Here is a 22,932-nt window from a genome sequence, read left to right on the forward strand (position 1 = left end):
GGCACCCGCATCTGGTCATGGTGCAGGGGGCTCCTGACGACCCCTCCCGACGCTTTCGTCGCGGTTCATGTCGGCCAGCGCATCGCGCATCGATGCACTGGAGATGCCGAAGAATCCGCCATAGGGAATCTTCAGGTCGACGATGACGAACATGACGCTCGATACACAAACGACGCCAATGGCGAGCACGACCTTGCTCAACAGCCGGTGCGCGATCTGCAGGCCGAAGCTGAGAAAGACGAGCGCCAGCCAGAAGGCGATGATCAGAGTGAAGAATACGCCGGACGGGGCGTGCGTATCCTCGATGACAGCCCAGCGTCCCGTCAGCGCTGCGCGGTAGTCGAGTTGGCATCGCGCGGCGATGTTCTTGCTGACGCTGTCCGTGGGTTCGAAGGAATCGATCGCCAGACCGATCTGGTTCATCACGCCGGCAAGAACCTTATCCTCCCCTCTGAGCGGCATGTCCTTGGTATCGAGCATGGTCTTGACCTGCGGCGCGGGCTCATCGGGCCAGGTGCTGGCGATCACCGCGGCAGTGTAGCGATGCAGCAGTTGCCGCGCCGGTTCCATCCGCGGAGAGAGATCGCGCAGGCATTGATCGAGACTCGCCAAATGCGCCGCATAGGTCGAGCGGTCCTTGCTGGCCGCATCGAAGTTGGCTCGGGAGGTGGAGAGTTGCAAACTCAGGATCAGGGCAGCGAAGGACACCAGCAGGCCCGTCACCAGCCGCACCGTCTCCATATTCTCCTTAGAGAGATGCTCCTCATGCAGACGCTTCCGCAGGATCACCCCGCCGATGGCGCTCAAGCTGAAAAGCACCAGGAAACTCAGTCCGTAGATTTCTTCCATGCCCGGGAACCGCCATGTTTTTCTTGTCTCGGCAGTATCGCTCAGCGTGCGTGACCTGGGTGTCACACCGAAATCGGAACCTGCGATCTCCTGCTGCAGGTCGCTTTACCGGAACACGCGCCTCACCAAGCAAAGAACCAGTCGCTCCGATACAATCAGACCCGGACCCCTTCACGACAGGGCGGCGAGTGCCTTGGGCAGCATCGCCGGCAGATCGTCGGCGGTGAGGCCCGGCCCGAACAGATTGGCCGCTTCCCCATGCAGCCAGACCCCGGCGCTGGCGGCTTCGAAGGCTGGCATCGATTGGGCGAGCAGCCCGCCGATCAGGCCCGAGAGCACGTCGCCGGAGCCCGCCGTCGCCAGGGTCGGCGGCGCATTGGCGTTGATGGCGGCCCGTCCGTCGGGCGCCGCAATCACGGTGTCGGCCCCCTTCAGCACGATCACCGCGCCGGTTGCCTCGGCGGCCGCGCGGGCCCGGTCGAGCTTGGCCGCATGTTTTCCGGCGATGTCGTCGAAGACGCGCGCGAACTCGCCCTCATGCGGCGTGAGAACGACCGGCCCGAGCGCGGCCCGCAGCGTGGCGATGAAGTGAATGCGCTCGGCGGCAAAGGCGGAGAGTGCCCCGGCATCGATCAGCACGGCACACGAGGAGGTAAGCACCATGTCGACCTTGGCGCGGGTCTCCTCGTCCGGCGGCAGCGCCGGTCCCACGACGAAAGCATTGCGCCTGATATCCTCCAGCATGATGGCGAGGCCTTCCGGGCCATCGCAGCGCCGCACCATGATGGCATCGAGCGAGGCGGCATGGATGCCGAGGGCCTCGGAAGGGCTGGCGACCGTGACGAGCCCCGCGCCGGCGCGCAATCCAGCCTTGGCCGCCAGGCGTGCCGCCCCCGTCCCTTCGATGCCGGCGGACAGGACGACGAGGTGCCCCCGCGCATATTTATGCCCCGCCGGTTCGAGACGCGGGAAACAGGGCTGCCACAAAGCGGGCTTGTTGACGAACGTCCGGGGCCGGATGGTTGCCAACACGTCGTCCGCAATGCCGATATCCGCAACCCGAATGGCGCCGCAATGCAGTTTGCCCGGCAGGAGCAGGTGCCCAGGCTTGCGCCGGAAGAAGGTCACGGTCTCGCGCGCCTTGACGGCCACGCCGCGGATCTGGCCGGTTGCGCCATCGATGCCGGACGGCAGGTCCACTGCAATGACCTGCAGGCCAGAGGCATTGATACGCTCGACCAGCGTAGCGAGCGGGCCGCCTATGTCGCGAGAGAGCCCGGCGCCGAGCAACGCGTCGATGATGATTCCTTCCCTGGGAAGCGACAATGTCAGGGCATCTTCGACGGGCTGTCCCCATTTCTCCGCGGCATAGGCGACTTCTCCCCCCAGCATCGACACAGGTCCCAGCAGGCCGAGTCGGACCCGATAGCCTCTTTCGCGGAGGATGCGGGCGGCAACGAAACCATCGCCTCCATTCAGGCCCGTGCCGCACAAAACCAGGATCGGTGTGTTGAAAGGATGCCTTGCCGCAGCGTCGGCCACCGCTCGCCCGGCCCGTTCCAGCAACTGGTCGGCGGTCATGGCCTCGGCAATGGCGAGGCGATCAGCATCGGCCATTTCGGACGGGGTCAGCAACTCGATCAAGACATCCTCCAAACCTTCACCGACATGCGCTACCTCGTCGCATTCGGTGGAAAAAATGCGATCGCCGCCGCCGTGTGCCGAAAATTACCCTCTTAGGCCGCATATTTTATTGGCAGGCCGCCGAAAAATTGTGCAGTCTTTCGGTACCGCTTGCCCATTTTTCAGCACCTAACGCCTCAACACCTTGAAGATAAAAGAAAATTTTCCTGTTGGCGGTTTGGCATGCGACCTGCTACCAGCAAGAAGGTTTCTGCGCACTATGTGCTGAAATCGAGGAGACCCCATGAAGAAAATTGAAGCCATCATCAAGCCCTTCAAGTTGGACGAGGTGAAGGAAGCGCTGCAGGAGGTCGGCCTGCAGGGCATTACGGTGACGGAAGCAAAGGGATTCGGGCGGCAGAAAGGCCACACCGAACTCTATCGCGGCGCCGAATATGTCGTCGATTTTCTTCCGAAGGTGAAGATCGAGGTTGTGGTGCCGGACGAGCGTGTCGAGCGCGCCATCGACGCCATCCGCAAGGCCGCCCAGACGGGTCGGATCGGCGATGGCAAGATCTTCGTCCTCAACATCGAAGAAGCCATCCGCATCCGTACCGGCGAGAGCGGCCTCGACGCCATCTAGAGCAAAGCGCGTTCGTGACTGAACGCTTGTTTGCTCTAACTCTTTGTTTCGACGCGTCTTTGCAATTTCAGGTGATTCCGTCCAATCGCAAAACGCTCTGGCAATCAGCGAGCCCAGCTCGCGCCTCAAAAAGATTGTGCCCAAACGAACGAAAGGTTTGCACACGATGAAGACCGCCAAGGATGTCCTGAAGGCGATCAAGGACAACGACGTCAAATATGTCGACTTCCGCTTCACCGACCCGCGTGGCAAGTGGCAGCACGTGACCTTCGACGTATCCCTGGTGGATGAGGAGATCTTCACGGAAGGCACGATGTTCGACGGTTCCTCGATCGCCGGCTGGAAAGCGATCAATGAATCCGACATGTGCCTGATGCCGGACCCCACCACCGCCACCATGGATCCCTTCTTCTCCGCAGCGACGATGTCGATCACCTGCGACGTGGTCGAGCCGTCCACGGGCGAAGGCTATAGCCGCGATCCGCGCGGCATCGCCAAGCGCGCCGAAGCCTATCTGAAGTCGACCGGCATCGGCGACGTCGCCTATTTCGGCCCGGAAGCCGAATTCTTCGTGTTCGACGACGTCCGCTTCAAGGCCGATCCCTACAACACCGGCTTCAAGCTCGACTCGACCGAACTGCCGACGAATTTCGACACCGAATATGAGGGCGGCAATCTCGGCCACCGCATCAACACCAAGGGCGGCTACTTCCCGGTTCCCCCGCTCGATTCGGCACAGGACATGCGCTCGGAAATGCTGGCTGCCATGCAGCAGATGGGCGTCGTGGTCGAGAAGCATCACCACGAGGTCGCGTCCGCCCAGCATGAGCTCGGCATGAAGTTCGGCACGCTGGTGACGATGGCCGACCACCTGCAGATCTACAAATACGCCATCCACAACGTCGCCCACACCTATGGCAAGACCGCGACCTTCATGCCCAAGCCCGTCTTCGGCGACAATGGCTCGGGCATGCATGTGCACCAGTCGATCTGGAAGGACGGCAAGCCGGTGTTCGCCGGCAACAAATATGCCGACCTCTCCGAGACCTGCCTCCATTACATCGGCGGCATCATCAAGCATGCCAAGTCGCTGAACGCCTTCACCAACCCGGCGACCAACTCCTACAAGCGCCTGGTCCCCGGCTATGAGGCGCCGGTGTTGCTGGCCTATTCGGCCCGCAACCGCTCGGCCTCCTGCCGCATTCCCTACACCACCAACCCGAAGGCCAAGCGCGTCGAGGTTCGCTTCCCCGATCCGGCCGCGAACCCCTATCTCGCCTTCGCCGCCCTGTTCATGGCCGGCATGGACGGCATTCTCAACAAGATCGATCCTGGCCCGGCGATGGACAAGGACCTCTATGATCTGCCGCCCAAGGAGCTCAAGAAGATCCCGACCGTCTGCGGCTCGCTGCGCGAAGCCCTTTCCGCCCTCGACAAGGACCGTGAATACCTCAAGAAGGGCGGCGTGTTCACCGACGACTTCATCAACAGCTTCATCGAGCTGAAGATGCAGGAAGTGATGCGCTTCGAGATGACGCCGCATCCGGTCGAATTCGAGATGTACTACTCGGTCTAAGAACTCAAAAACCATCCAGAGAGAACCGAGCGAGGGCCGGTGCAGCAATGCACCGGCCTTTCTTTTTTCGGCCTTGATGGCGGACATGAGCGGATGCCGCTCCGCCGTTGCCGGCAGCGAGAGGATTCAGACCTGCCAGGGGGGACCTTCTGCAGGCGACCTGCGTTAGAGGGTTGGATCGAGGAACCGATCACTGCCCGACACCTATCGGAGGACAGCATGGAGCATCCCTACACCTTCGGTATCGAGGAGGAGTATTTCGTGTTCCAGCGCCAGACAGGCGCCGTCCAGGAAACCATGTCGCCCCAGTTCTTCGACGAGGCCCGGCAAGCACTGGGCAAGCACGTCACCCGCGAATTGCTGCAATCGCAGATCGAGATCGCCACGACGCCCTGCCGCAACATGCATGATGCCAGGCTGCAATTGGTGGGGTGCCGCCAGGCTTTGCAGGATCTCGCCTTCAAGCACGATCTCGGCATCCTGGCGGCGGGCACCCACCCTTCTGCCGAATGGTCCGAGCAGCACCCCACCCAGGCCTCGCGCTATGGCAAGGTGGCGCGTGACCTGCAGATGCTCGCGCGCCGCAAGATGATCTGCGGGATGCATGTGCATGTGGAGGTTCCCCAGGACCTGTCTCGGGTGGACCTCATGGGGCGCGCGCTACCCTACCTGCCGCTGCTGCTGGCGCTTTCCACCTCCTCGCCCTTTTGGCAGTCGCGCCGGACCGGCCTGATGGGCTACCGTCAGAACATCTATGCCGAGTTGCCCCGCTCGGGCCTGCCCGACCTCTTCCAGAGCGAAGAAGACTATCAGACCTATGTCGACACGCTGATCAGCAATCGCATCATCGACGACGCCAGTTTCCTGTGGTGGGCAATAAGGCCCTCCGGCCATCTGCCCACACTGGAACTGCGGATCACCGATGTCTGCACCAATGTGGAAGACGCTCTCGCCATCGCCGCGCTCTATCGCAGCCTGGTGCGGCATCTCGTCCGCAAGCCGGACCTCAATCGCGGCCTGACGTCACCTGGGCGAGCCATCGTCGAAGAAAACAAATGGCGGGCGCAACGCTATGGCATTCACGGCTCGATCATTGATCTCAATAGCGGACAGGCGAGAAGCGCCGCCAATATGCTGACGGAACTGCTTGATCTCGTCTGGGAAGATGCCGAACTGCTCGGTTGCAGCGAAGAGCTGGCAACAGCACAGATGATTCTGCGCAACGGCACCAGCGCCGATGGACAATTGGCCGTCTATGAAGAGCGCATCGCTGCCGGCGCGACGGCTGACGAAGCCATCCACGCCGTGGTCGATTGGCTCGCCAACAAGACTGCAGCGCCGCTCGCCGCGGGCCTCGCAGCCGGCGGCTGACTGGCCGGTTGCGTTTCGATCCGCTTCTGCTAGGTCAAGAAGATGAGCGGTCTCCGGGCTTTGCGGCCCGGCTGACCGCCGCGTTCGAGCGTGATACGGGGGAGGCCATGACTGTCACCATAGACGGACGACGTATGACGGGTGCCAAGGTCGTCCGTGTCGCGCGCTCCCAGAAGGCAGGCCGGTTCGAGAAGGCCGGCATCGAGGCCAAGGCCCGCGCCGCGGTGGGTACTGCACGCGACTATATCGACGCCAACTGGCTGAACGACCAGGCCCCGCTGATGTACGCCTTCAACACCGGCGTCGGCCTGTTCAAGGAAGTGCGCATCCCCATCGCCAACATGGCGCATTACCAGGACCAGACCATTCGCGCCCATGCCACCGGCATCGGAGAGCCCTTCGCGCGCGAGATCGTGCGGGCCACCATGCTGTTGCGCGCCAATGCCTTTGCCTCCGCCTATTCGGGTGCGACACTGCCGCTGATGGATCGTCTGGTCGGCTTCCTCAATGCCGGCCTGCATCCGGTGATCCCTTCCAAGGGTTCGGTTGGTGCCTCTGGCGACCTCGCCCCCCTCGCCTATCTCGCTGGCGCCATTCGCGGCTTCGAGGACGTCCAGGTCGAATATAAGGGCAAGATCTATCCAGCGCCGGAAGCCGCGCGCCGGGCCGGCTTCGAGCCCGAATACAAGATGGGGGCCAAGGAAGCCTCGGCCATCATCAATGGCTCCACCGTGTCGCTGGCCATCGCGGCCCTCGCCCAGGAGGATGCCAAGCGTATCCTCAAACATGCCGACATCGCGCTCGCCTTGACGCTGGAGGCCCTACGCGGCGAGTTGGCGGCCTTTGATCCGCGCGTACACGCAGCACGCCCGCATCGCGGCCAGGCACGCACCGCCCGTAACCTCCTGCGCATCGCCGGCGATTCCAAGCGTTGTTCGGAAGGCGCCCGCGCCATCCTGTACCCCGACGAGACGCGCGATCCAGCCAAGCCCGTGCCGCCGCGCGTGCAGGATGTCTATTCGCTGCGCTGTGCCCCGCAGGTCCATGGCCCGGTCTTCGAGGCTCTTGCCTATGCTGACGGCATACTCGGGGTGGAAATGAATTCCGCCACCGACAACCCGCTGATGTTCGCCAACGACGACGGCAGCTACGTCTCGATCTCGGGCGGCCATTTCCACGGGGCCTATGTCGCCCAGGCCATGGATCTCCTCGCCATCGCGATGACCGATCTCGGCGCCATTTCCGAGCGTCGCCTCGCCCGTCTGATCGATCCGGTGATGAGCTATGGCCTGCCGCGCAACCTCCTCGCCGGCGAGCGCGGCCTCAACACCGGCTTTGCCACGGTACAATGCTCGATGTCCGCTTTGGTGATGGAAAATCGCGGCCTCGCCACGCCCGGCTCGGTCGACTCGATTCCTGGCAAGAGCAATGCGGAGGATCACGTCTCCAACTCAACCTGGTGCGCCCGCAAGGCCCGCACCATTGTCGAGAACGTCGAACAGATCGTCGCCGTCGAAATGCTGATGGCCGCCCAGGCGCTTTCGCTGGTTGCCGATCGCAGCAAGGGCTATCCGATCGGCAAGGGCTCGCAGGCGGCGCTCGAAGCGATCCGTGCAGAAATCACACCGGCCCTTGACGGCGACCGCTGGTACCACCACGAAATGCAATCCATACTCGATCTTGCCCGCAGCGGTCGCATCCTGGCCGCCGTTGAATCGGCAGTCGGTGTTCTGGAGTGAGGAGACCCCATGATTCTTGTCTGCGGCGAAGCCCTGATCGACTTCCTGCCTGTCAAAAGCGCTGATGGCCGGAACGCCTATCGGCCGGCTGTCGGCGGCAGCCCGTTCAATACGGCCATCGGCATCGGTCGGCTCGAGGGCGATGTCGGGTTCTGCGCCGCGCTGTCCACCGATTTCTTCGGCGAGGATCTCGCCGTTGCCCTGACCAAGTCGAAGGTCAATCAGCGCTATGTCGCCCGCTCGAAGCACTCGTCGATGCTTGCCTTCGTCTCCGTCGGCGAAGGCGAACCCGAATATGCCTTCATCGACGAAGCCTCGTCCAACCGTCTATTCTCCCCAGAGCGCGATGCTCCGTCGATCGGGCCGGAAGTCTCGATGATCTGGACGGGCTCGGTCGCCCTCATCAACGATCCCATCGCCTCGGCCTATGAGACGCTCTATTTCGCCAGCAAGGGCCAGCGCGTGCTCGGCATGGATCCAAACGTCCGGCCGACCGTGGTTGATGATGCCGTCGAATATCGCGCCCGCATGAAGCGCATGACGGAAGCCGCCGAGATCATCAAGATCTCCAAAGCCGATCTCAACTGGCTCTACCCCGGCATCGATCCCGCCGCCTGGGCGCGGGACCTGGTGGCCAAGGGCGCTCATTTCGTCGTGCTGACGGACGGTGGCAACGGCGCTGAAGGCTATGGCAGGGGTTTTGCCGTCAAGAGCCCCGTGGTCAGGGTCGAGAAGGTCGCCGATACGGTCGGCGCCGGCGACAGCTATTCCTCGGGCCTGCTCACCATCCTGCAGCGCCGCAACGTGGTTTCCATCGACACCGTGAAGAATCTCGACGAGGCCATTGCCCAGGAAGCCATGGACTATGCCGCAAGGACGGCGGCAATCACGGTTTCGCGCGAGGGCGCGGATCCGCCCTGGAACCACGAGATGGCCTGATCACAAAACGCCTAATGGCGGCATCAGCATTGATGCCGCTACTTCTCCAGTTCGGCTAATTTCCTGTCGAAACGCCCGCTCTGCAGGCTGATCAGCGCGAGCAGTGGCAAAGCAAACAGCGCCAGATGCACATAGCCGCCGCGGATCAGCAGGAACTGGGCGATCAGCGTGCCTGCGTCGATCAAGAGCAGAAGCACGGCCGCCGCCAGGCTGGCCACGGGCACGAGCACCAGCAATGCGGCAAGAGCCTGCGTCGACGACAAGGTGACGCGCATCCAGGGTGCAAAGCCAAGCGCATCGAACTGACGGACCATGATCCGATGCCCCCACAGGGTGAGCAGTGCCGGCGTGAGGAAGATCAGCGCCACCAAGATACGCAACCCCCAGGTAACCAGGCCCTTGGTGCGGGATTCGGGAGAAGTCTCGGACGCCATTCGTGTACTCGCCAACAACGCCTTTGGCGCGGCTCAAGCACAATGACAGCGCTTGCAGACGTCCACGAGGCCCGGACTGAATAATCCCCCTGCTTCACCGTACTGGCAACCGTTAAAATTGCGCGGGGGCGTGTTCTGTACCCCCCGAAACGCCTCGGACCGACCGTAGGCTGTGCCGGATCTCTACTTGCCGCGGCTGGGCAATAGCTACCGGCGGCTCCACACGCAGGTTTCATGACGCGGGTTGCATGCGTCTGCGCCAATCATGCGCTGCCGAGGGGTCAAGGGAGAATCAATTAACTGCGTAGCGAGAACAGCGCGTTTCACCCTGCTCAACGTCATAATTCCGCAAGGACAGATACGTGTTTTTAAAATAATCCACCGCGGCATTCCGTAGCGTGAAAAAATAGTACCGCGATAAAAACATACCCATCACATACAACTTTTGACCGTCTGGTAATTTGTTTCAGGATATCGAATGGTTCTCATGTTAAAAATTTCTGGTAGGAGTGCCGGTGATGCAAATCCGGGACGAGCATAACCCGCGATGTCACCATAAACAGCGGATACTCAGCTGCGGCACAGGGGAAGATGTTGCCATCAGACATGCAGCATCCCCGGAGTATCCTTCTGGTTCGAGCCAACCAGGTTCATCTAGAGGGCAAGACTTCAGCCCAGGTCCTCTCATCACACGGGCGATCGTGATCTGTGAGATCAAGCTGGTTCGAGATGCCATGGTAAGGAATATTATCAATTCGAAATTATCTGTTTTGACAGAAGGCTATCAGGCCGCTGAAGACTGGAGACCAGATAATTCGGACGATTCTCCTATCGTTATAATATACTGGAAGAAAGATACCTCATTCTATCGCAATTTGCGGCATGCAATTGCCTCAATCGTTTCCAAATCTCCACGATCCCGCATAATTGTTGTTTCTGAACTTCTTGATGTCGATGTCATGAAGCAGGCCTACATTGCTGGGGCCAAGGCTTTCATTGGAGTGCAAGCCAGCTTCGATATGCTGCGATCGATCATTCAGCTGGTCATCATCGGGCAGTTGTACTTCCCATTTGAGCTATTGTCCGAAGGCAGGAACATACTGAGAAATTCGTCGATCGAGGCTGACGGTTCGGTTCTTACTGCCCGTCAAATCAAGATCGTCGAATACGTCACCAAAGGGATGTCCAACAAAGAGATCGCCGCTGAGCTCGGCCTGAAAGAACGCACGGTCAAGGCAAGCCTCCTACGCATCATGCGCAAGATCGGAGCGCGCAATCGCTCAGAGATTGCCTATAAATTGAGGAAACCATAGGTGTGGCAGGGTTTGGGGCACGCTGATCAAACAGTCGTTCTACTATACACTGCGCAGCCGCGGCTGAGAGTGCCACGGCGCTTGCATTTCAAGGATCACATGTCGCGATCTCGGAGGCTCGGCTGTGGCCGCACTGGCAATCCCGGATGCACCATCCCGAAGATCGCGACACTGACCGGCACTTCGTGGCGGACGTTCGGACGACCCTAGACCGGCCCCTTCCCTTTTCAGGCATGAAAATTGGCAATGAACCAATCAAGAAGCTCGAAGCTCCTGTCGAAAACGACAAGAGGCCGAGAACGACATGGAGGTCGAGAACGTACTTTGAATTCAGTGCCGTGAAAAATCACGGGACCAAACGACATCCGAGGATTTCAGAGCCGGATGCGAATAAAATCAGGTGGCTCGGGGACCTGGATTCGAACCAAGATTAACGGAGTCAGAGTCCGCTGTTCTACCGTTGAACTATCCCCGAACAATAGGCCTTTTAGGTCAATCACCTGGTTGGAATGTTGTCCAATTCCAACGAGTGCTTTCCAGTGGGTGGCCCCGTTCCGTTCGGGCTTCATATTGAAGTCGCTCCCGCATTGCAAGAGGTCTCGTCGATTTTCTGTGGCCACGGGATCGCTTTGCGCCGCCTATTCACCACCTCGATGAAAACGCCGCGGCTGGCGGCCGCTTTCCAGTCTTCCAAGCGTCGCCCAGATCCGAATCAAAGCGCGATCTCGCGGTCCCGTGTCGAAGATCTCACCTCCTGTTGAGAGCCAGGATACCGGATACAGAAGACGAATCGTGCACAGTCGGCAGTACCCTGAAAGGCGCTCTCGGCCCATCGCAGATCGACGGCGAGGCGCAGCGGCACCGAAGAGGCCACGTCAGGTCCGAAAGAAAACAGGCGCTGCAACGGCGCCCCTGCCGATTGAAAATGGTTCAATAGCCATCGGCGTAATAGCGACGGCGGTGGTCGCCGCGATAGTCAAAGCCAAACCCGAACCGGGGTCGTCGATCGTCGTAATAGTAGTTGTTCGGATTCTGGCCTGGATGGCGAGGCAGATAATGGCTGAGTTTGCAGCCTCCATGGCTGGTCATCTTATACTCGGGCGGACATCCACCATGATACCGACCCTGGGTGACGCCGGAACCATCTTTGACCGGAGGCAGCACGAGGGGCACATCAAACACCATCGAGGGACCAGCAACGCCCATTGAAACCGCAAGACCTATCGATATCTAGCGTGTCATCGAGCTCTCCTTTCTGAATTTGTCTCGAACATACCCAATGATTAGAACCTCTCTTTAACAAAAAAATTCCATTTTTCTGGATTTTTACGAAGTGAGATTCCCAGGAAATACCAAAAAGCCCGCGTGAACCATGCCCGACGCGGTCTCTGCTCGACGAATTGGCGGCCCCCTGAACGACAGCGCGCATTTCCGTGAACCGGCATCGCCGCGCATGTCCCATAATACAGGCCTAGCCATCGGGGACCAAAGCGCGTTCCGGGCGTTATGGTACCACTACGCAGGCTCTTCCTCTTGGCGCCCACACAGGTCATAACTGATTGATTGGTGTGGCCAGTCTCGATCGAGTTGCCCATGAGCAGACATACCTCTCAACGACCGCCTCTGCGCTTGTCCCTTCTTCTTGCGAATGCCGTGAAGAGCTTGTGGCGTGGCCTCTTTCCAATCGCCTTCCTCAACAGTCTGCCGAGCCTGCCGACCTTCCTCGCCTTGGCGGTGAACGGCGAAGTCTCGCAGACGCCGACGCTTGCCGATCTGGTGGCCCTGCCCGTCGCCGTGATCCTGCTGGTTTTTGCCCAGGGCGCCACCATCGCCGGCACGTACCGGTTGCTGCAGGGCGAGGATTTCGACCTGCTTTTTTCAGCGCGGCAAACCTGGCAGAGGCTTCCGACCCTACTCGGCACCGCCTTTCTCAGCGGCATTCTCGTCCTGCTCGGCCTTGCTGCACTGGTGGTACCCGGCCTGATGGCAATTGCTCTGCTCTATCTCGTACTGCCGGCCTGCATGATCGAGCGCACCGACATGGTGGAGAGCCTGGAGCGCAGCGGGCAACTCACCCAGGGCTATCGCTGGTCCTTCCTCGGTCTCTTCATCCTGACGCTGCTGCCGACGATCGGGCTCGGTGCCGTCACCGGCGATCTCGCCTATGCACCCGCGAGCCTGATGCAGGTGCTGGGTCAGGAGGCCGGCATGATTCTTTTTGGCATTCTCTCGGCGGTAACGGCGACGGCGGCCTTCGAGCGATTGCGTGAGATCCGCAGCATGCCGGAGGCAGCTCGGACCTTGCCGGAATGGGCCAGCGGCAAGACCTGAAAGGCTGCCCACTGCCATCTGCTAGGGCGGCTCATCCCAGAGGAAGGGGTGATCAGGCGGCAGCTTGGCATTGCTGATTCTATCCCACCAGTTCGAGGGCTTGCGGCCATTGCACCAGTAGGAATCGTAGATGGTGTCCACCTGCCAGCCCCACAGATGGGTCAGTCCCTTGAAATCCAGGGAATACATGATGTTCTTGGCCGTCGCCGAACCGGCGCTGTCTTGCTGGTGGCTGAGGCGGCAGGCGTGTCCCATTTCATGGAGCAGCAACGTCTTGGGATTGTCCTGGATCGGCTGCGGATCGACGATGACCCAGGGCAGCCACTCCTGGCGCAGGACTGTGTAACCGTTCGGCCCGCCATCGATATGGGCGAACACCACGACCAACCGCGTTTCATCCGGAATCGTGCCGAGGCTTTTCCTGAGAGCCGTGAGGCCATCAATGGGAGCCTCGCCCTGCATGGGCACATAGACCGAGCCGCTGAAATCCAAGAGGCCACGTGCCACCCGGCCTTGCTCTTCGATTGCCTTGGCGGCAGCCTCGGTCTGTTTCTTGGCGACCTCGCCCTTCGCCTTCTTTTGCCTCGCAACCTGTTTGCCTACGGACTTGTCGAATTCGCGGGTGGCCTTGTCCTTCGTTGGCGCCAGTGCTGCCGGTTCGGTTTGCAGCGGCAGCATGTCGAGCGCCAGCGTATATTTCCGGAGGATTTCGTCGGCGCCCTTGAGCAGCACCCAGCTGTTGTTCCAAAGCGATACGTCGCGCCAGACATCGGCAGCCCAATAGACCTGTACGCGCACGCCCTTGCCGCCAAAGGCATGATATTGCTGGGGTTTGTTATCGATGTCGTTGGCAGGATCTTTGTTGAAGTCGAGAAAACTCGTCATTTGAGGGACTCTCGCGCCATCGTCACCACGGGCTGAGGAGGGCGTTGTTGACAGGATGGCACGGTATCGAAACGAGCGCCGCAACAGCGTTTGCGATGGGGCGAAATCGCCTAGAATCGCAAAGATGCTCTAGCCAATCCCCGTTGGACTGACTTGGAAACAAAGAGTTAGAGCAAACAAACGTTCACATTTGAACGCGTGCTGCTCCAAGGGAGATGGACCCGCAACAGGCTTGATTGGAGCACAAAAAGGGCGGCGCCGCCTCCTCTGAACTCGGGATGACGACCACGCTCCATCTGCCCATACTGTCTCGTCAGGCAGGCATCGCGGCCTTGCTGCGAGCCGCGCACAACGAACCGCGATCGCTCCGCCACAGAGGCATGCCGCCTTCACGGAGAAGATCATGGCTACACCGCTTGAAACCAAGCCTGCCAAGCTGGCTCCCATTCCGCGCGGCCGTCCCTATCGTGTGAAGGATGGCGACGATTGGCTTTCCGTTGCCAGGGCGCATGGCATCAACGTGCAATATCTGATCAGCTACAATTTCGACACGCTCAACACACGCGAGGTGAACTGGTATCTGCGCCACCGCGTTGGCTGCGTCGTGCCGAGCCCGAAGGGTTGGAACTGGCGATTCAGCAGCGGCGCCAATCCGGGAATCATCATGATTCCCCCAGATGACGGCCAACTCGTCCTCAAGATAAACAGCTTCACCTATTCGATTGCCACCATGAGCTGGATCGACCCGCGCTCCGGCCTGCCGGAGCACGATGCCGGCAGCCCGGGTGAACTCGTCGATCGCAAGCTCATCCTCGGCAGCAGCGGCTATCGCTTCGCCAATTTTCTCGAAGCCACCATCGAGAGCACCGACACCTCCTCCAAGGCGATCAGGCTGCTCCATCGCGTCGCCTACGAGAAGGATACAGGCCTCTACCGCTCGCCATCCTTTCTCGGCTTTCCCTCCTATCCCTATCCGATCAAGCTGGAGGAGCCGCAATATATCGATGAGGGCGTGGTGTTCCGCCAGACCGTCGGCGCCCGCACCCAGAGCGCCGAACTCGCTGCGGGCGTGGCACCTGCGCCCATCGGCTTCGTCGCCGGCAAGATCCTGCAGAAAGTCATGAATTTCCCGCCGATCTGGACGGAACTGAAGCTGACGATTCGCTATGACGGGACCTATGAAGGCGAACTGGTCGCCCACAGCCTCTACCCGAGCTGTTCCTATTACGAGCGCTCGCCCCTCATGTGCCTCAATCTCGGCCCCAAGCCCGAAGCCTGCGAGGCCTATGAGCGCAAATATGAATATGACGGCCTGCCGAATTTCGCCCGCTGGTTCGAACAGGACAAAGGCTGGGGTGCCAAGAGCGGCTACATGCCCGCCGACGGCAACCCGTGGGGTGTCACGGCGCCCGATCCGGACGTGCTCTTCGGCGAGCAGCCCCCGGACCCGAACGAGGAAGTACGGCGCCCGCACCAATATCCGCCCGAGACCTGGCGCCCTCCCAGCCGCTGAAACGACATTCTGCAGAGCAAAGCGCGTTTAGACGGAAACGCTGTTCTGCTCTAGCTCCTTGATTCGACGCGTCTTTGCGATGCTTGGTGATTCCACCAAATCGCAAAACGCTCTCGGCGGGGACCGCGACGGCGACTTTCGAGCGATTGCACGAGATCAGCGGCCCGCCGGAGGATACTCGGCCCTTGCCGGAATGAGCCAGCGGCAAGACCTCAGAGGTCACCTGCAAGCGCGCTCCCCTGTATCGCGGTCTTGAAATCCTTGGCAGGACGCGGAGCTTCTGTTCGTCAGGAAACAGATGAATACCCCTTCGCCGGGGTATACTTTGCAAGGCAGATGTGAACAGCTTCGTTTCCGCTTCCGACAATCTGCCCCTTCACTTGCCCGATCGAAACGACTCAGCACTTGTATTGAAGCGCAGATGCTTGCTTTTCAAATGCAAGTCATCGGCATGACATATCGTCGATATGGGCCGGCACAGTACTCAGGCTCCGAACGCCATCAAACAGGATGCGCTCTCATGACCAACTACAGTCAAGGCACCGGCTCCGGTGATTTCAACATCGGCGCCTTGATCAGCGAAAGCTTTGCCGTTCTCCACCGCGCCTTGCCGCGATTTCTGGCGCTGGGCCTGATTCCCATCGTCCCCCTGATCATCTCGACCCTGGTCATCGGAGTTCCGACGCCGGAGAACCCATTTCCGAATGTCAGTGCCATCGTGGTGCTGATGCTGATCTACATCGCGCTGCTCTTTGTCATTCAGGGCGGCATGATCTACGGCGCCTTCAACGAATTGCGCGGGCAAAACTTTTCGGTTGGCGATGCCCTTTCCAAGGGATTGTCCCGCTTCCTGCCACTGCTGGGCCTCTCGATTCTCGTCGGCCTTGGAATTGCCGTCGGCCTGATGCTGCTGATCGTGCCCGGCCTGTGGCTGATCTGCATGCTTTACGCTGCCGTCGCGGTCTGCGTCGTCGAACAGCGCGGCGTGACGGACAGTATGTCCCGCAGCGGCGAACTCACCTCAGGCTTTCGCTGGCAGATTCTCGGCCTCGTACTGATCGTCGGCATCGCCGGCTGGATCGTCGCCATTATCATCGAATATATTGGCGGCGGCCTCGGGGGGCCGATATTCGGTGCTTTGCTGGGCAATCTGTTCCAGGTTTACCTGACAGCACTTGGCAGCGTACTCACCGCCTTGGTCTATTACCGCCTGCGCTCGATCAAGGAAGGCATCGACATCGACAGGCTCGCCGACGTCTTCGATTGAGAGCTTTATTCCGGAAGGGAGCCGGCCCTCACTTGGCCGGCTCACCGGCCTTGCGGGTGCCCGAGTTCTTGTCGTCGCGATAGCGGCCGAAAAGCTGGCCGCGCTCGAGTTCCGCCCGCTCCGCCGCATAGAAGGCCTGCAGGAAGTCGGTCGCCGCATTGGGCTCGAATGTACCCTGCCAGCCGATGCGCCGGATGATCTTCTCGGCGATCTCGCGATGGATCCGCCAGGTTTCGGTCCCGCCGGGCCGGCGCAGAATCTCCTCCAGCACCTGCAGCTCATAGGCGCCATAAGCCTGCAACTGCGCCGAGGTGAATGTGTAGCGGGCTGCGGCTTTCGCTGCTCCCTGCGTGAGGTCGAGGGCAAGGGCCCGCTTCGGCAGGGCGATCACCAATGTGCCGCCGATCAGGTCGCCCGCCCGCAGATGATCCCGGTTGAAGAAGGGCAAGGCAGCGAGCAGCACCACCCAGCCCAGCATCGAAAGCGCCTGCCAGGATTCGCCGCTGTTGGAGGCGCCGATCCACATGAAGAAGAGCTGCAGCGGTAGGAAGAATTCGACTTCGCGGGTGAGGTTGCGGGCAACGACGGCGGTTGGGGTCAAAGCGCCGCCCTTGCGATCGATCACCTTCAGTCCGGTGGCGCGCTTGCCGGGCGTCGAGCCCTGCCAGGCCAGCTCGAAATGGATGAAATAGAGGTTGCGCAGCGTGAAGGAGAGGAAGGAGATCACCGTCACCGTCACATCGCTGCCGCCGCGCAGGAAGGTGGTTGCCAGGGCGATCCAGATCAGGATGGTGGCACCGAACCAGATCACCAGGTCGATCAGGAAGGCCCCCAGCCTTTCGCCGCGATCGGCGACCTCGACATGGATGGCAACGCCTTCCGGCGTGACGATCTCGCGAGTGCGGCGCTGCCGACCCTCCAGCAGTTGGGATACGCGATCACGCGGAGAGGCCATGCTGCCCTCCCTTGGAGCAAAGCGTGTTCATGGCTGAACGCCTCCCTGCTCTAACAGTTTTTTTCGACGCGTCTTTGCGCTTCTTGGTGAACCCGTCAAATCGAAAGACGCTTTGCCGCAATAGAGGAAATAGACCCCCCACAGCACGGCGGTAACGGCGGCGAAGGCGAAGCGCCAGGAGGTCACGTTGATCAGTTGGCGCAGGCCCCCCTCGATAAAACCGGCGATGAACAGCATGGCAACCGCGCCGCAGGCGATGATGGCGGCCTGCCTGCCGTGAATGGCAAGCGCTTCCAGGCGCGAATAGCGGCCCGGGAAAATGATCTTCTCGGCCACCACCAGGCCGGCGGCGCCACACAGGATGAAGGCACCGAGTTCCGTCACGCCGTGAATGGACAGCCAGCCGATGCAATCGATCAGGAGGCCGCGTTGATAGTGGATCGCCAGGAAGGCGCCGACGATCAGCCCATTATAGACCAGCAGCAGCAAGGTCGGCACGCCGGCCATGAAACCGACCCCGAAGGAGAGGATGGCGACCATGCTGTTGTTCTGGAACAGGTAATTGGCAAAGACGATGAAGCTCTCCTTGAAGCCGTCCCAGGGCGCGAACAGCACGCTGCGCAGATATTCGGTGCTGGCGCTCGGCCCCCTCCCGCCCGCGAGGCCGTCGGGAACGATGGCGTTGAACCATTCGGCTTCGCTGGTCACCAGCACGAACCCGGCCGCGATGCCCAGGGCCATCGCCGCGAAAGCGATCAAGATATGCCAGCCCGCCTTGCGCACGGCATCGGGGAAGCCATAGCGGAAGAAATGGCCCAGCCCCGCCAGCAGGCTGGTACGTGGCCCATAGACCACCAGATAGGCCCGCAACGTCAGGGCTTCGAGGTAGCGCAGCAGATTACGGTCGAGCGCGATGCTGCGGGCAACCGACAGGGAAGACAGCGCCGAGCGATAGAGCAGCGGCATCTTCTGCAGTTCGTCGGCGGAGACGCCGTGGATCCCCCGCTTTTCGACGCGCGCGACCAGGTCTTCGAGTTCCCGCCAGCTCTCCTCGCGCCCCCGCCGAAACTCCGCCGAGCGCAGCACGAGCTGAGCCCGAGGTTCGTTGGGCACGCCGATGATCGTCGGAGCCGGCCCGGCCTCCGGCATGCCCGCATCCACGGCCGTCATAGCAGGCCCTCCTGCTTGATTTGGAGATAGCGGTTGAGCAAGGCCACGCTAAGCCCACCGACCGGTACATCGACGCAATGCACGCCGAGACGGGCGATGCGCTCCATCACGATCGCCCGCTCGCGCGCGAAATCATGCGCCACCACGGCCTCGGCCACGACGGTGAAATCCTCCGGCTCGGCATTGGCCAGCCGAGCGGTCAATGGATCCTGCAGCGTGACGAAGATCACGGCATGGCGGTTGGCCATGCGCTTCAAGCTCTCGATCAGCAGCTCGGCCATCACGCTGTCGACGAATTCGGTGAACAGCACCACCAGGGCCCGGCGCTTCAGCCGCGCGTTCAACTCGGCCAGGCCGAGGGTGAAGTTGGTCTCCTCCGTGTGATAGACAAGCTGGGCCGCGGAGCGCTGTAGCCGGGCGTAATAGGTGCTGCCCCGGCCCGGTTCGAGATAATGGCGGATGGTGGCGTCAAAGCCAAAACTGCCGACGAGATCGCCGGCCCTCAGTCCGGTCCAGCCCAGCATCAGCCCCGCCTCGATGGCATGATCGAGCCGCGCCAGGCCGTCGATCGGCTCGAGCATGAGATGGCCGGTGTCGAAGGCCAGCACGATCTGGTGGTTGCGCTCGATGCGAAACTCCTTCGACAGGAGCTTGCGATGGCGGGCCGACTGCTTCCAGTCGATCATGCGAGAGTCGAGGCCCGCCACATGCTCGCGCAACGTATCGAACTCGGTGCCCTCGCCCTTCTGGTTCTGGGTCTTGGTGCCATAGATGGCGCTCTTGCTCAGCGCCTGGATGGCTGGGCCGAAGGACATGCGGGCGGCGGGCAGGATCTCGATCTTGCGGGCCAATTCCTCCTTCAGGCGCCATTCCACCAGCCCCAAAGGTCCTCGCCAGCGCAGCCAGAGGGCTTCCAGCGTCACCACCCCGCGTCGCAGAGCCGTAAAGGGAATGCTGAGCACCTCCGGGGCCCCGCCGAAACGGCCAGCAACCATCGGCGGCGTCTCCAGTGGCCCATCGAGATCGACCACCGCCTCGATCCTGAGCGGGCGCGCCGACCTCGTGCTACGCAGCGTGACATCGATCCGCCCCTCATTGCCGACCGGCAACCGAATCGGCGCTTGAAGGTCGACGATGAGGGCACGGCGTGGCGGGATCAGCAGCCCGTCGATGGCGATCACCAGCAGGGCCAGCAGGCTGAGGTCGAAGGAAAACGGCCACAGCGCCGGATTCCACACCACCATCAACAGGGCAACGGGGATGCCTAGGCTGAACAGCAGCACGGCGCGCGGTGTCGGCCGGATCATCGGGGCGCTGCCGTCTGGTCCAGGATTTCGTTGACGATGCGGTCGGGAGTGAGGCCATCGATCTCGGCATTGGGCGCCAGGACGATGCGATGACGCAGGATCGGCCGGGCCAGCCGCTTCACATCGTCGGGAATGACGAAATCGCGCCCATTCAACGCTGCCAAGGCCCGCACGGAGGCCGCAAGTGCATTGGCGGCGCGGGTCGATCCGCCCGTCTCGATCGCCGGATGCTGACGGGTGGCGCGCACCACGTCGACGACATAGTCGATAATCTGCGGCGTCAGCACGATCTGTTCGCTGGTGGCCCTGAGATCGGCGAGCGTTGCCGGATCGGCCTGGCTCTGGAGGCCGAAATCGGAAAGCTTGGGCATGGCCGAGCGGTGCCCGTGCTGGGTGACGATGGCTCTCTCTTCGTCACGGCTGGGATAGGTGACATCGATCTTGAACAGGAAGCGGTCGAGCTGCGCTTCGGGCAAGGGATAGGTGCCCTGCTGCTCGATCGGGTTCTGGGTCGCCACCACCATGAAGTCGGCGCCAAGCGCATAGGTCTTGCCGTCGATGGTGACAGCCCGCTCGTTCATCGCCTGCAGCAACGCCGCCTGTGTCTTGGGCGGGGTGCGGTTGATCTCGTCCGCCAGCAAGAGGTCGGTAAAAATCGGCCCTTCGGTCAGTATGAAGGCGTTGGTCTGGAAGTTGAACAGGTTGGTGCCGATCACGTCGCCCGGCATCATGTCGGGCGTGAACTGCACACGACCGAATTTCAGCGACAAGGTCGAGGCGAAGGCCTGGGCCAGCAGCGTCTTACCGGTGCCCGGCACGCCTTCGAGCAGGATATGCCCTCCGCAGAGCAGGCCGGTGAGCATTAGCTCGATGACTTCGTCCTGGCCGACGATGGCCTTGCCGACTTCCTTGCGGATGCCGTCAGCGATGTGGGCGACGCGCTGCAGTTCCATCGGAGATTTCTTCCTTCCAATCATGAATATCGCGCGTGGCCTGGAACAAACCGGTCAGGGACGTACCCTGCCCTTCCACGGTGCGTGCGAGGACGTCGGAGGCCTTGGTTTCCAGCCCCCTCGCCTCACCGATCTTGTCGAGCCACTCTGCCAATTTTTCGTCATCGAGCTGGCGTGGTGCGTGAAACAGCCGACCCACATCACGCAATGTCGCCCGCACATAGCGGCGCATGACGAAGGCATGGTGGCCGGCACGGTCGAGCAGGGTAGCCGTGTTGGTGATCAGGCGCCCCTTGCCGAGGTCGAAAGCCGGCGGCGCCAGGCGCGGCTTGCCGAAACGGCTCGTGGTGGCCCAAGCCAGCAGCGCCATCGCGGCAAGTACGAGCAACAGCACGATGACAAAGGGAAACTGGAACAGCTTCTTGAAGGGGCTGTCGACATTGTTGACCATGCCATGGATGGTCTCGTCGAACACGACCTTGCCGTCCCCGAGTTCGGCATCGCGCATGGCATTTAGCAAAGCGAGCGCGAATTCGGCGTTCCGCCCCTTGGTCAGGCCATGATTCTCGATGAGGTCGGGGTCGGCAAGCACCCAGACGCGGCGCTCACCGTCGAGTTTCTCGCCGATCAGCATGCCCTGGCGATTGCCGATGATCGGCGTCAGCTCTTCGCTCTTGATCAGTTGGGCGCCGTCGTCGAAAGAGGGATTCACATTGAGATCGTTGCGGTCCCAGCTCTTGGGCGGGTCTCCCCGCGTCACCTCGAGCTTGGGCTCGACCAGCCGCGCAATGCTGGTAACCCAGGGAATGTCCATCGGCGTGGCGGAGCGGATCCAGGCAGGCTTGCTCCTGTCGGCCAGCGCCCAGCGTTTCGGCAGCACCAGCAGGACATTGCTCTCGCGTCCCAGGCGAATGATGTCGTCCTTCGACAGGCTCGACGTCGGCTCGGCCATCACCAGCAGCCCGCCTTCACCAGGGGCGACGGTACCGTTGATGCGGCTGCGGGCAACGGGGACATCGAGGCGTTGCGCCAGCTCATAGAGGCCGGCATGCCCGATCGCCGAGACCGATTTGGTGGTGGTGCTGAAGCCCTGTTCTTCGGACGAGCCGTTCAGCATCAACAGCATGGACAGGGCGAAGACGGCCGTGGCTCCAGCGACCAGCACGGCGAGGACAGGACCGGAGAAGGTGGCTTTTTCGCTCATGCCGCCCTCGCCTGCATCGCTTCGGTCAGGGCCTCATAGCTCTGCCGGCAAGCGGCATAATCGCGCTCTTCGGCGGGGCTTTCGCCGAAATAGACTGGCTCCACGCGACCGATGATGTCGGACAGCGCCTGCTTGCCACGGTCGGGCAGCGACAGGGCCCGAAGAATTTCGCGGCTGGTCAGCGAGTCCGCGAAGCTGACATTGAGCCTCTTGCGCACCTCGATCAGGCTGCGCAGCAGCAAGGCATGCATCGCCTCGGCAAGGCGTCCCTGGCGCGCCAGTTCGTCGGCCTCGACCTGGGCCACCACCATGCGCTCGACCGAGGCGGCCTGAGCGGAGACATCCGTATCGACACTGGCAACGAGCTTGCGCCGCCCCAGGGCTGGCAGACGATCCCGCATCGTCCAGATCGCGAAGATGAGACCCGCAGCGATGGCGGCATAGAGCAGAATGCTCAGCAAGGTTCCCAGCGACGGGTTCCACACGCGTGGCGCCCGCTCATCCTGCTTCGGTTCAGTCTTGGGCGTCACAACCTCGCCCTTGTTGCCGGGTAGATCCGGCTGCAGGCCGAGATCGCGCGCGACATCCTTGACCACGGCTTGTGGATCGGGGGCAGCGAAAGCCGGCGTTGCCGGCGTCAATGCGAGCAGAACCGCCAAGCCGGCCATAGCCGGCATGATCCTTCCCGTCGGATGTTTTCGACCCCGTTCCCGCACCAAACCGCCAATCAGCCCTGCTTCATATCCGCGAACATGGCGTGATGGCCGATCCGGAGCAAGCGCCCAGGGAACACATTCACGCCGCCTCGATCGAATTCATCCACCAGCGGGAGCGCGGCGGTAGGTCGTTGCCGGCAAACG

At 61.6% G+C, this 22,932-nt stretch carries 20 protein-coding genes and 1 tRNA gene; 9 read left to right on the top strand and 12 right to left on the bottom strand.

The genetic code is table 11. The features are described from left to right. Positions 1 to 15: 15 nt before the first annotated feature. Both AB4037_RS18035 and AB4037_RS18040 read right to left on the bottom strand, forming a co-directional pair. Positions 16 to 849 (bottom strand): bestrophin-like domain, encoded by an 834-nt coding sequence (locus AB4037_RS18035; protein WP_441772448.1) that lies wholly within the window; start codon positions 847 to 849, stop codon positions 16 to 18. A 171-nt stretch (positions 850 to 1,020) separates the two neighbouring features. Then, the gene (locus AB4037_RS18040) at positions 1,021 to 2,490 is read right to left on the bottom strand and encodes an NAD(P)H-hydrate dehydratase (RefSeq protein WP_441772642.1); all 1,470 of its coding nucleotides are present in this window, start codon (positions 2,488 to 2,490) and stop codon (positions 1,021 to 1,023) included. Positions 2,491 to 2,776: 286 nt separating this feature from the next. Between AB4037_RS18040 and AB4037_RS18045 the strand changes: the two genes are divergently transcribed. The 5 genes from AB4037_RS18045 to AB4037_RS18065 all read left to right on the top strand — a co-directional run bounded on the left by AB4037_RS18045 (position 2,777) and on the right by AB4037_RS18065 (position 8,740). Continuing rightward, a complete protein-coding gene (locus AB4037_RS18045; protein WP_068296275.1) occupies positions 2,777 to 3,115 on the top strand; it encodes a P-II family nitrogen regulator in 339 nt (112 codons plus the stop codon). Positions 3,116 to 3,281: 166 nt separating this feature from the next. Then, positions 3,282 to 4,691: a type I glutamate--ammonia ligase gene (glnA, locus tag AB4037_RS18050; RefSeq protein WP_434956126.1), complete on the top strand. Its 1,410-nt coding sequence runs from the start codon at positions 3,282 to 3,284 to the stop codon at positions 4,689 to 4,691. Positions 4,692 to 4,910: 219 nt separating this feature from the next. After that, positions 4,911 to 6,062 carry a carboxylate-amine ligase gene (locus tag AB4037_RS18055; protein ID WP_441772449.1) on the top strand — a complete coding sequence of 384 codons (1,152 nt, stop codon included), beginning with the start codon at positions 4,911 to 4,913 and terminating at the stop codon, positions 6,060 to 6,062. A 107-nt stretch (positions 6,063 to 6,169) separates the two neighbouring features. Beyond that, positions 6,170 to 7,801 carry an HAL/PAL/TAL family ammonia-lyase gene (locus tag AB4037_RS18060; RefSeq protein WP_441772450.1) on the top strand — a complete coding sequence of 544 codons (1,632 nt, stop codon included), beginning with the start codon at positions 6,170 to 6,172 and terminating at the stop codon, positions 7,799 to 7,801. 9 nt (positions 7,802 to 7,810) lie between these two features. Continuing rightward, complete coding sequence (locus AB4037_RS18065; protein WP_441772451.1) at positions 7,811 to 8,740, top strand: carbohydrate kinase family protein; 930 nt, start codon at positions 7,811 to 7,813, stop codon at positions 8,738 to 8,740. A gap of 38 nt (positions 8,741 to 8,778) precedes the next feature. On the opposite strand, the gene AB4037_RS18070 is transcribed toward AB4037_RS18065, so the two are convergent. After that, positions 8,779 to 9,174 carry a hypothetical protein gene (locus AB4037_RS18070; RefSeq protein ID WP_434956122.1) on the bottom strand — a complete coding sequence of 132 codons (396 nt, stop codon included), beginning with the start codon at positions 9,172 to 9,174 and terminating at the stop codon, positions 8,779 to 8,781. Positions 9,175 to 9,692: 518 nt separating this feature from the next. Here AB4037_RS18070 and AB4037_RS18075 point away from each other — a divergent pair. Further along, on the top strand, positions 9,693 to 10,487 hold the full coding sequence (locus AB4037_RS18075; RefSeq protein WP_441772452.1) for a helix-turn-helix transcriptional regulator: 795 nt from the start codon (positions 9,693 to 9,695) through the stop codon (positions 10,485 to 10,487). 401 nt (positions 10,488 to 10,888) lie between these two features. On the opposite strand, the gene AB4037_RS18080 is transcribed toward AB4037_RS18075, so the two are convergent. After that, positions 10,889 to 10,962: transfer RNA gene (locus tag AB4037_RS18080), tRNA-Gln, on the bottom strand. Positions 10,963 to 11,417: 455 nt separating this feature from the next. Beyond that, the gene (locus AB4037_RS18085; protein ID WP_441772453.1) at positions 11,418 to 11,576 is read right to left on the bottom strand and encodes a hypothetical protein; all 159 of its coding nucleotides are present in this window, start codon (positions 11,574 to 11,576) and stop codon (positions 11,418 to 11,420) included. Between the two features lie 504 nt (positions 11,577 to 12,080). Between AB4037_RS18085 and AB4037_RS18090 the strand changes: the two genes are divergently transcribed. Next, positions 12,081 to 12,818 (top strand): hypothetical protein, encoded by a 738-nt coding sequence (locus AB4037_RS18090; protein WP_441772454.1) that lies wholly within the window; start codon positions 12,081 to 12,083, stop codon positions 12,816 to 12,818. A gap of 21 nt (positions 12,819 to 12,839) precedes the next feature. Here the strand turns inward: AB4037_RS18090 and AB4037_RS18095 are convergent, their stop codons facing one another. Beyond that, entirely contained in the window at positions 12,840 to 13,703 is an 864-nt protein-coding gene (locus tag AB4037_RS18095; RefSeq protein WP_441772455.1) for a hypothetical protein, read from the bottom strand. A gap of 403 nt (positions 13,704 to 14,106) precedes the next feature. On the opposite strand from AB4037_RS18095, the gene AB4037_RS18100 reads away from it, so the two are divergent. Together AB4037_RS18100 and AB4037_RS18105 are read left to right on the top strand one after the other, a co-directional pair. Beyond that, complete coding sequence (locus tag AB4037_RS18100) at positions 14,107 to 15,216, top strand: hypothetical protein (RefSeq protein WP_441772456.1); 1,110 nt, start codon at positions 14,107 to 14,109, stop codon at positions 15,214 to 15,216. A 298-nt stretch (positions 15,217 to 15,514) separates the two neighbouring features. Beyond that, the gene (locus AB4037_RS18105; protein ID WP_441772457.1) at positions 15,515 to 16,483 is read left to right on the top strand and encodes a hypothetical protein; all 969 of its coding nucleotides are present in this window, start codon (positions 15,515 to 15,517) and stop codon (positions 16,481 to 16,483) included. 28 nt (positions 16,484 to 16,511) lie between these two features. On the opposite strand, the gene AB4037_RS18110 is transcribed toward AB4037_RS18105, so the two are convergent. The 6 genes from AB4037_RS18110 to AB4037_RS18135 are packed head-to-tail and all read right to left on the bottom strand — an operon-like array spanning position 16,512 to position 22,749. Beyond that, on the bottom strand, positions 16,512 to 17,438 hold the full coding sequence (locus AB4037_RS18110) for an RDD family protein (RefSeq protein WP_441772458.1): 927 nt from the start codon (positions 17,436 to 17,438) through the stop codon (positions 16,512 to 16,514). Positions 17,439 to 17,465: 27 nt separating this feature from the next. After that, positions 17,466 to 18,608 carry a stage II sporulation protein M gene (locus AB4037_RS18115; RefSeq protein ID WP_441772459.1) on the bottom strand — a complete coding sequence of 381 codons (1,143 nt, stop codon included), beginning with the start codon at positions 18,606 to 18,608 and terminating at the stop codon, positions 17,466 to 17,468. After that, positions 18,605 to 19,915, bottom strand: a complete 1,311-nt coding sequence (locus AB4037_RS18120) for a DUF58 domain-containing protein (RefSeq protein ID WP_441772460.1) — start codon at positions 19,913 to 19,915, stop codon at positions 18,605 to 18,607. Before AB4037_RS18120 ends, AB4037_RS18115 begins: the two co-directional genes overlap by 4 nt. After that, positions 19,912 to 20,868: an AAA family ATPase gene (locus tag AB4037_RS18125; protein WP_434956111.1), complete on the bottom strand. Its 957-nt coding sequence runs from the start codon at positions 20,866 to 20,868 to the stop codon at positions 19,912 to 19,914. The genes AB4037_RS18120 and AB4037_RS18125 overlap by 4 nt, the downstream gene beginning before the upstream one ends. Further along, a complete protein-coding gene (locus AB4037_RS18130; protein ID WP_441772461.1) occupies positions 20,837 to 22,072 on the bottom strand; it encodes a DUF4350 domain-containing protein in 1,236 nt (411 codons plus the stop codon). The genes AB4037_RS18125 and AB4037_RS18130 overlap by 32 nt, the downstream gene beginning before the upstream one ends. Continuing rightward, a complete protein-coding gene (locus AB4037_RS18135; protein WP_441772462.1) occupies positions 22,069 to 22,749 on the bottom strand; it encodes a hypothetical protein in 681 nt (226 codons plus the stop codon). Before AB4037_RS18135 ends, AB4037_RS18130 begins: the two co-directional genes overlap by 4 nt. Positions 22,750 to 22,932: the final 183 nt, after the last annotated feature.

This window comes from Labrys sp. KB_33_2, from assembly GCF_052114505.1.
Taxonomy (GTDB): domain Bacteria; phylum Pseudomonadota; class Alphaproteobacteria; order Rhizobiales; family Labraceae; genus Labrys.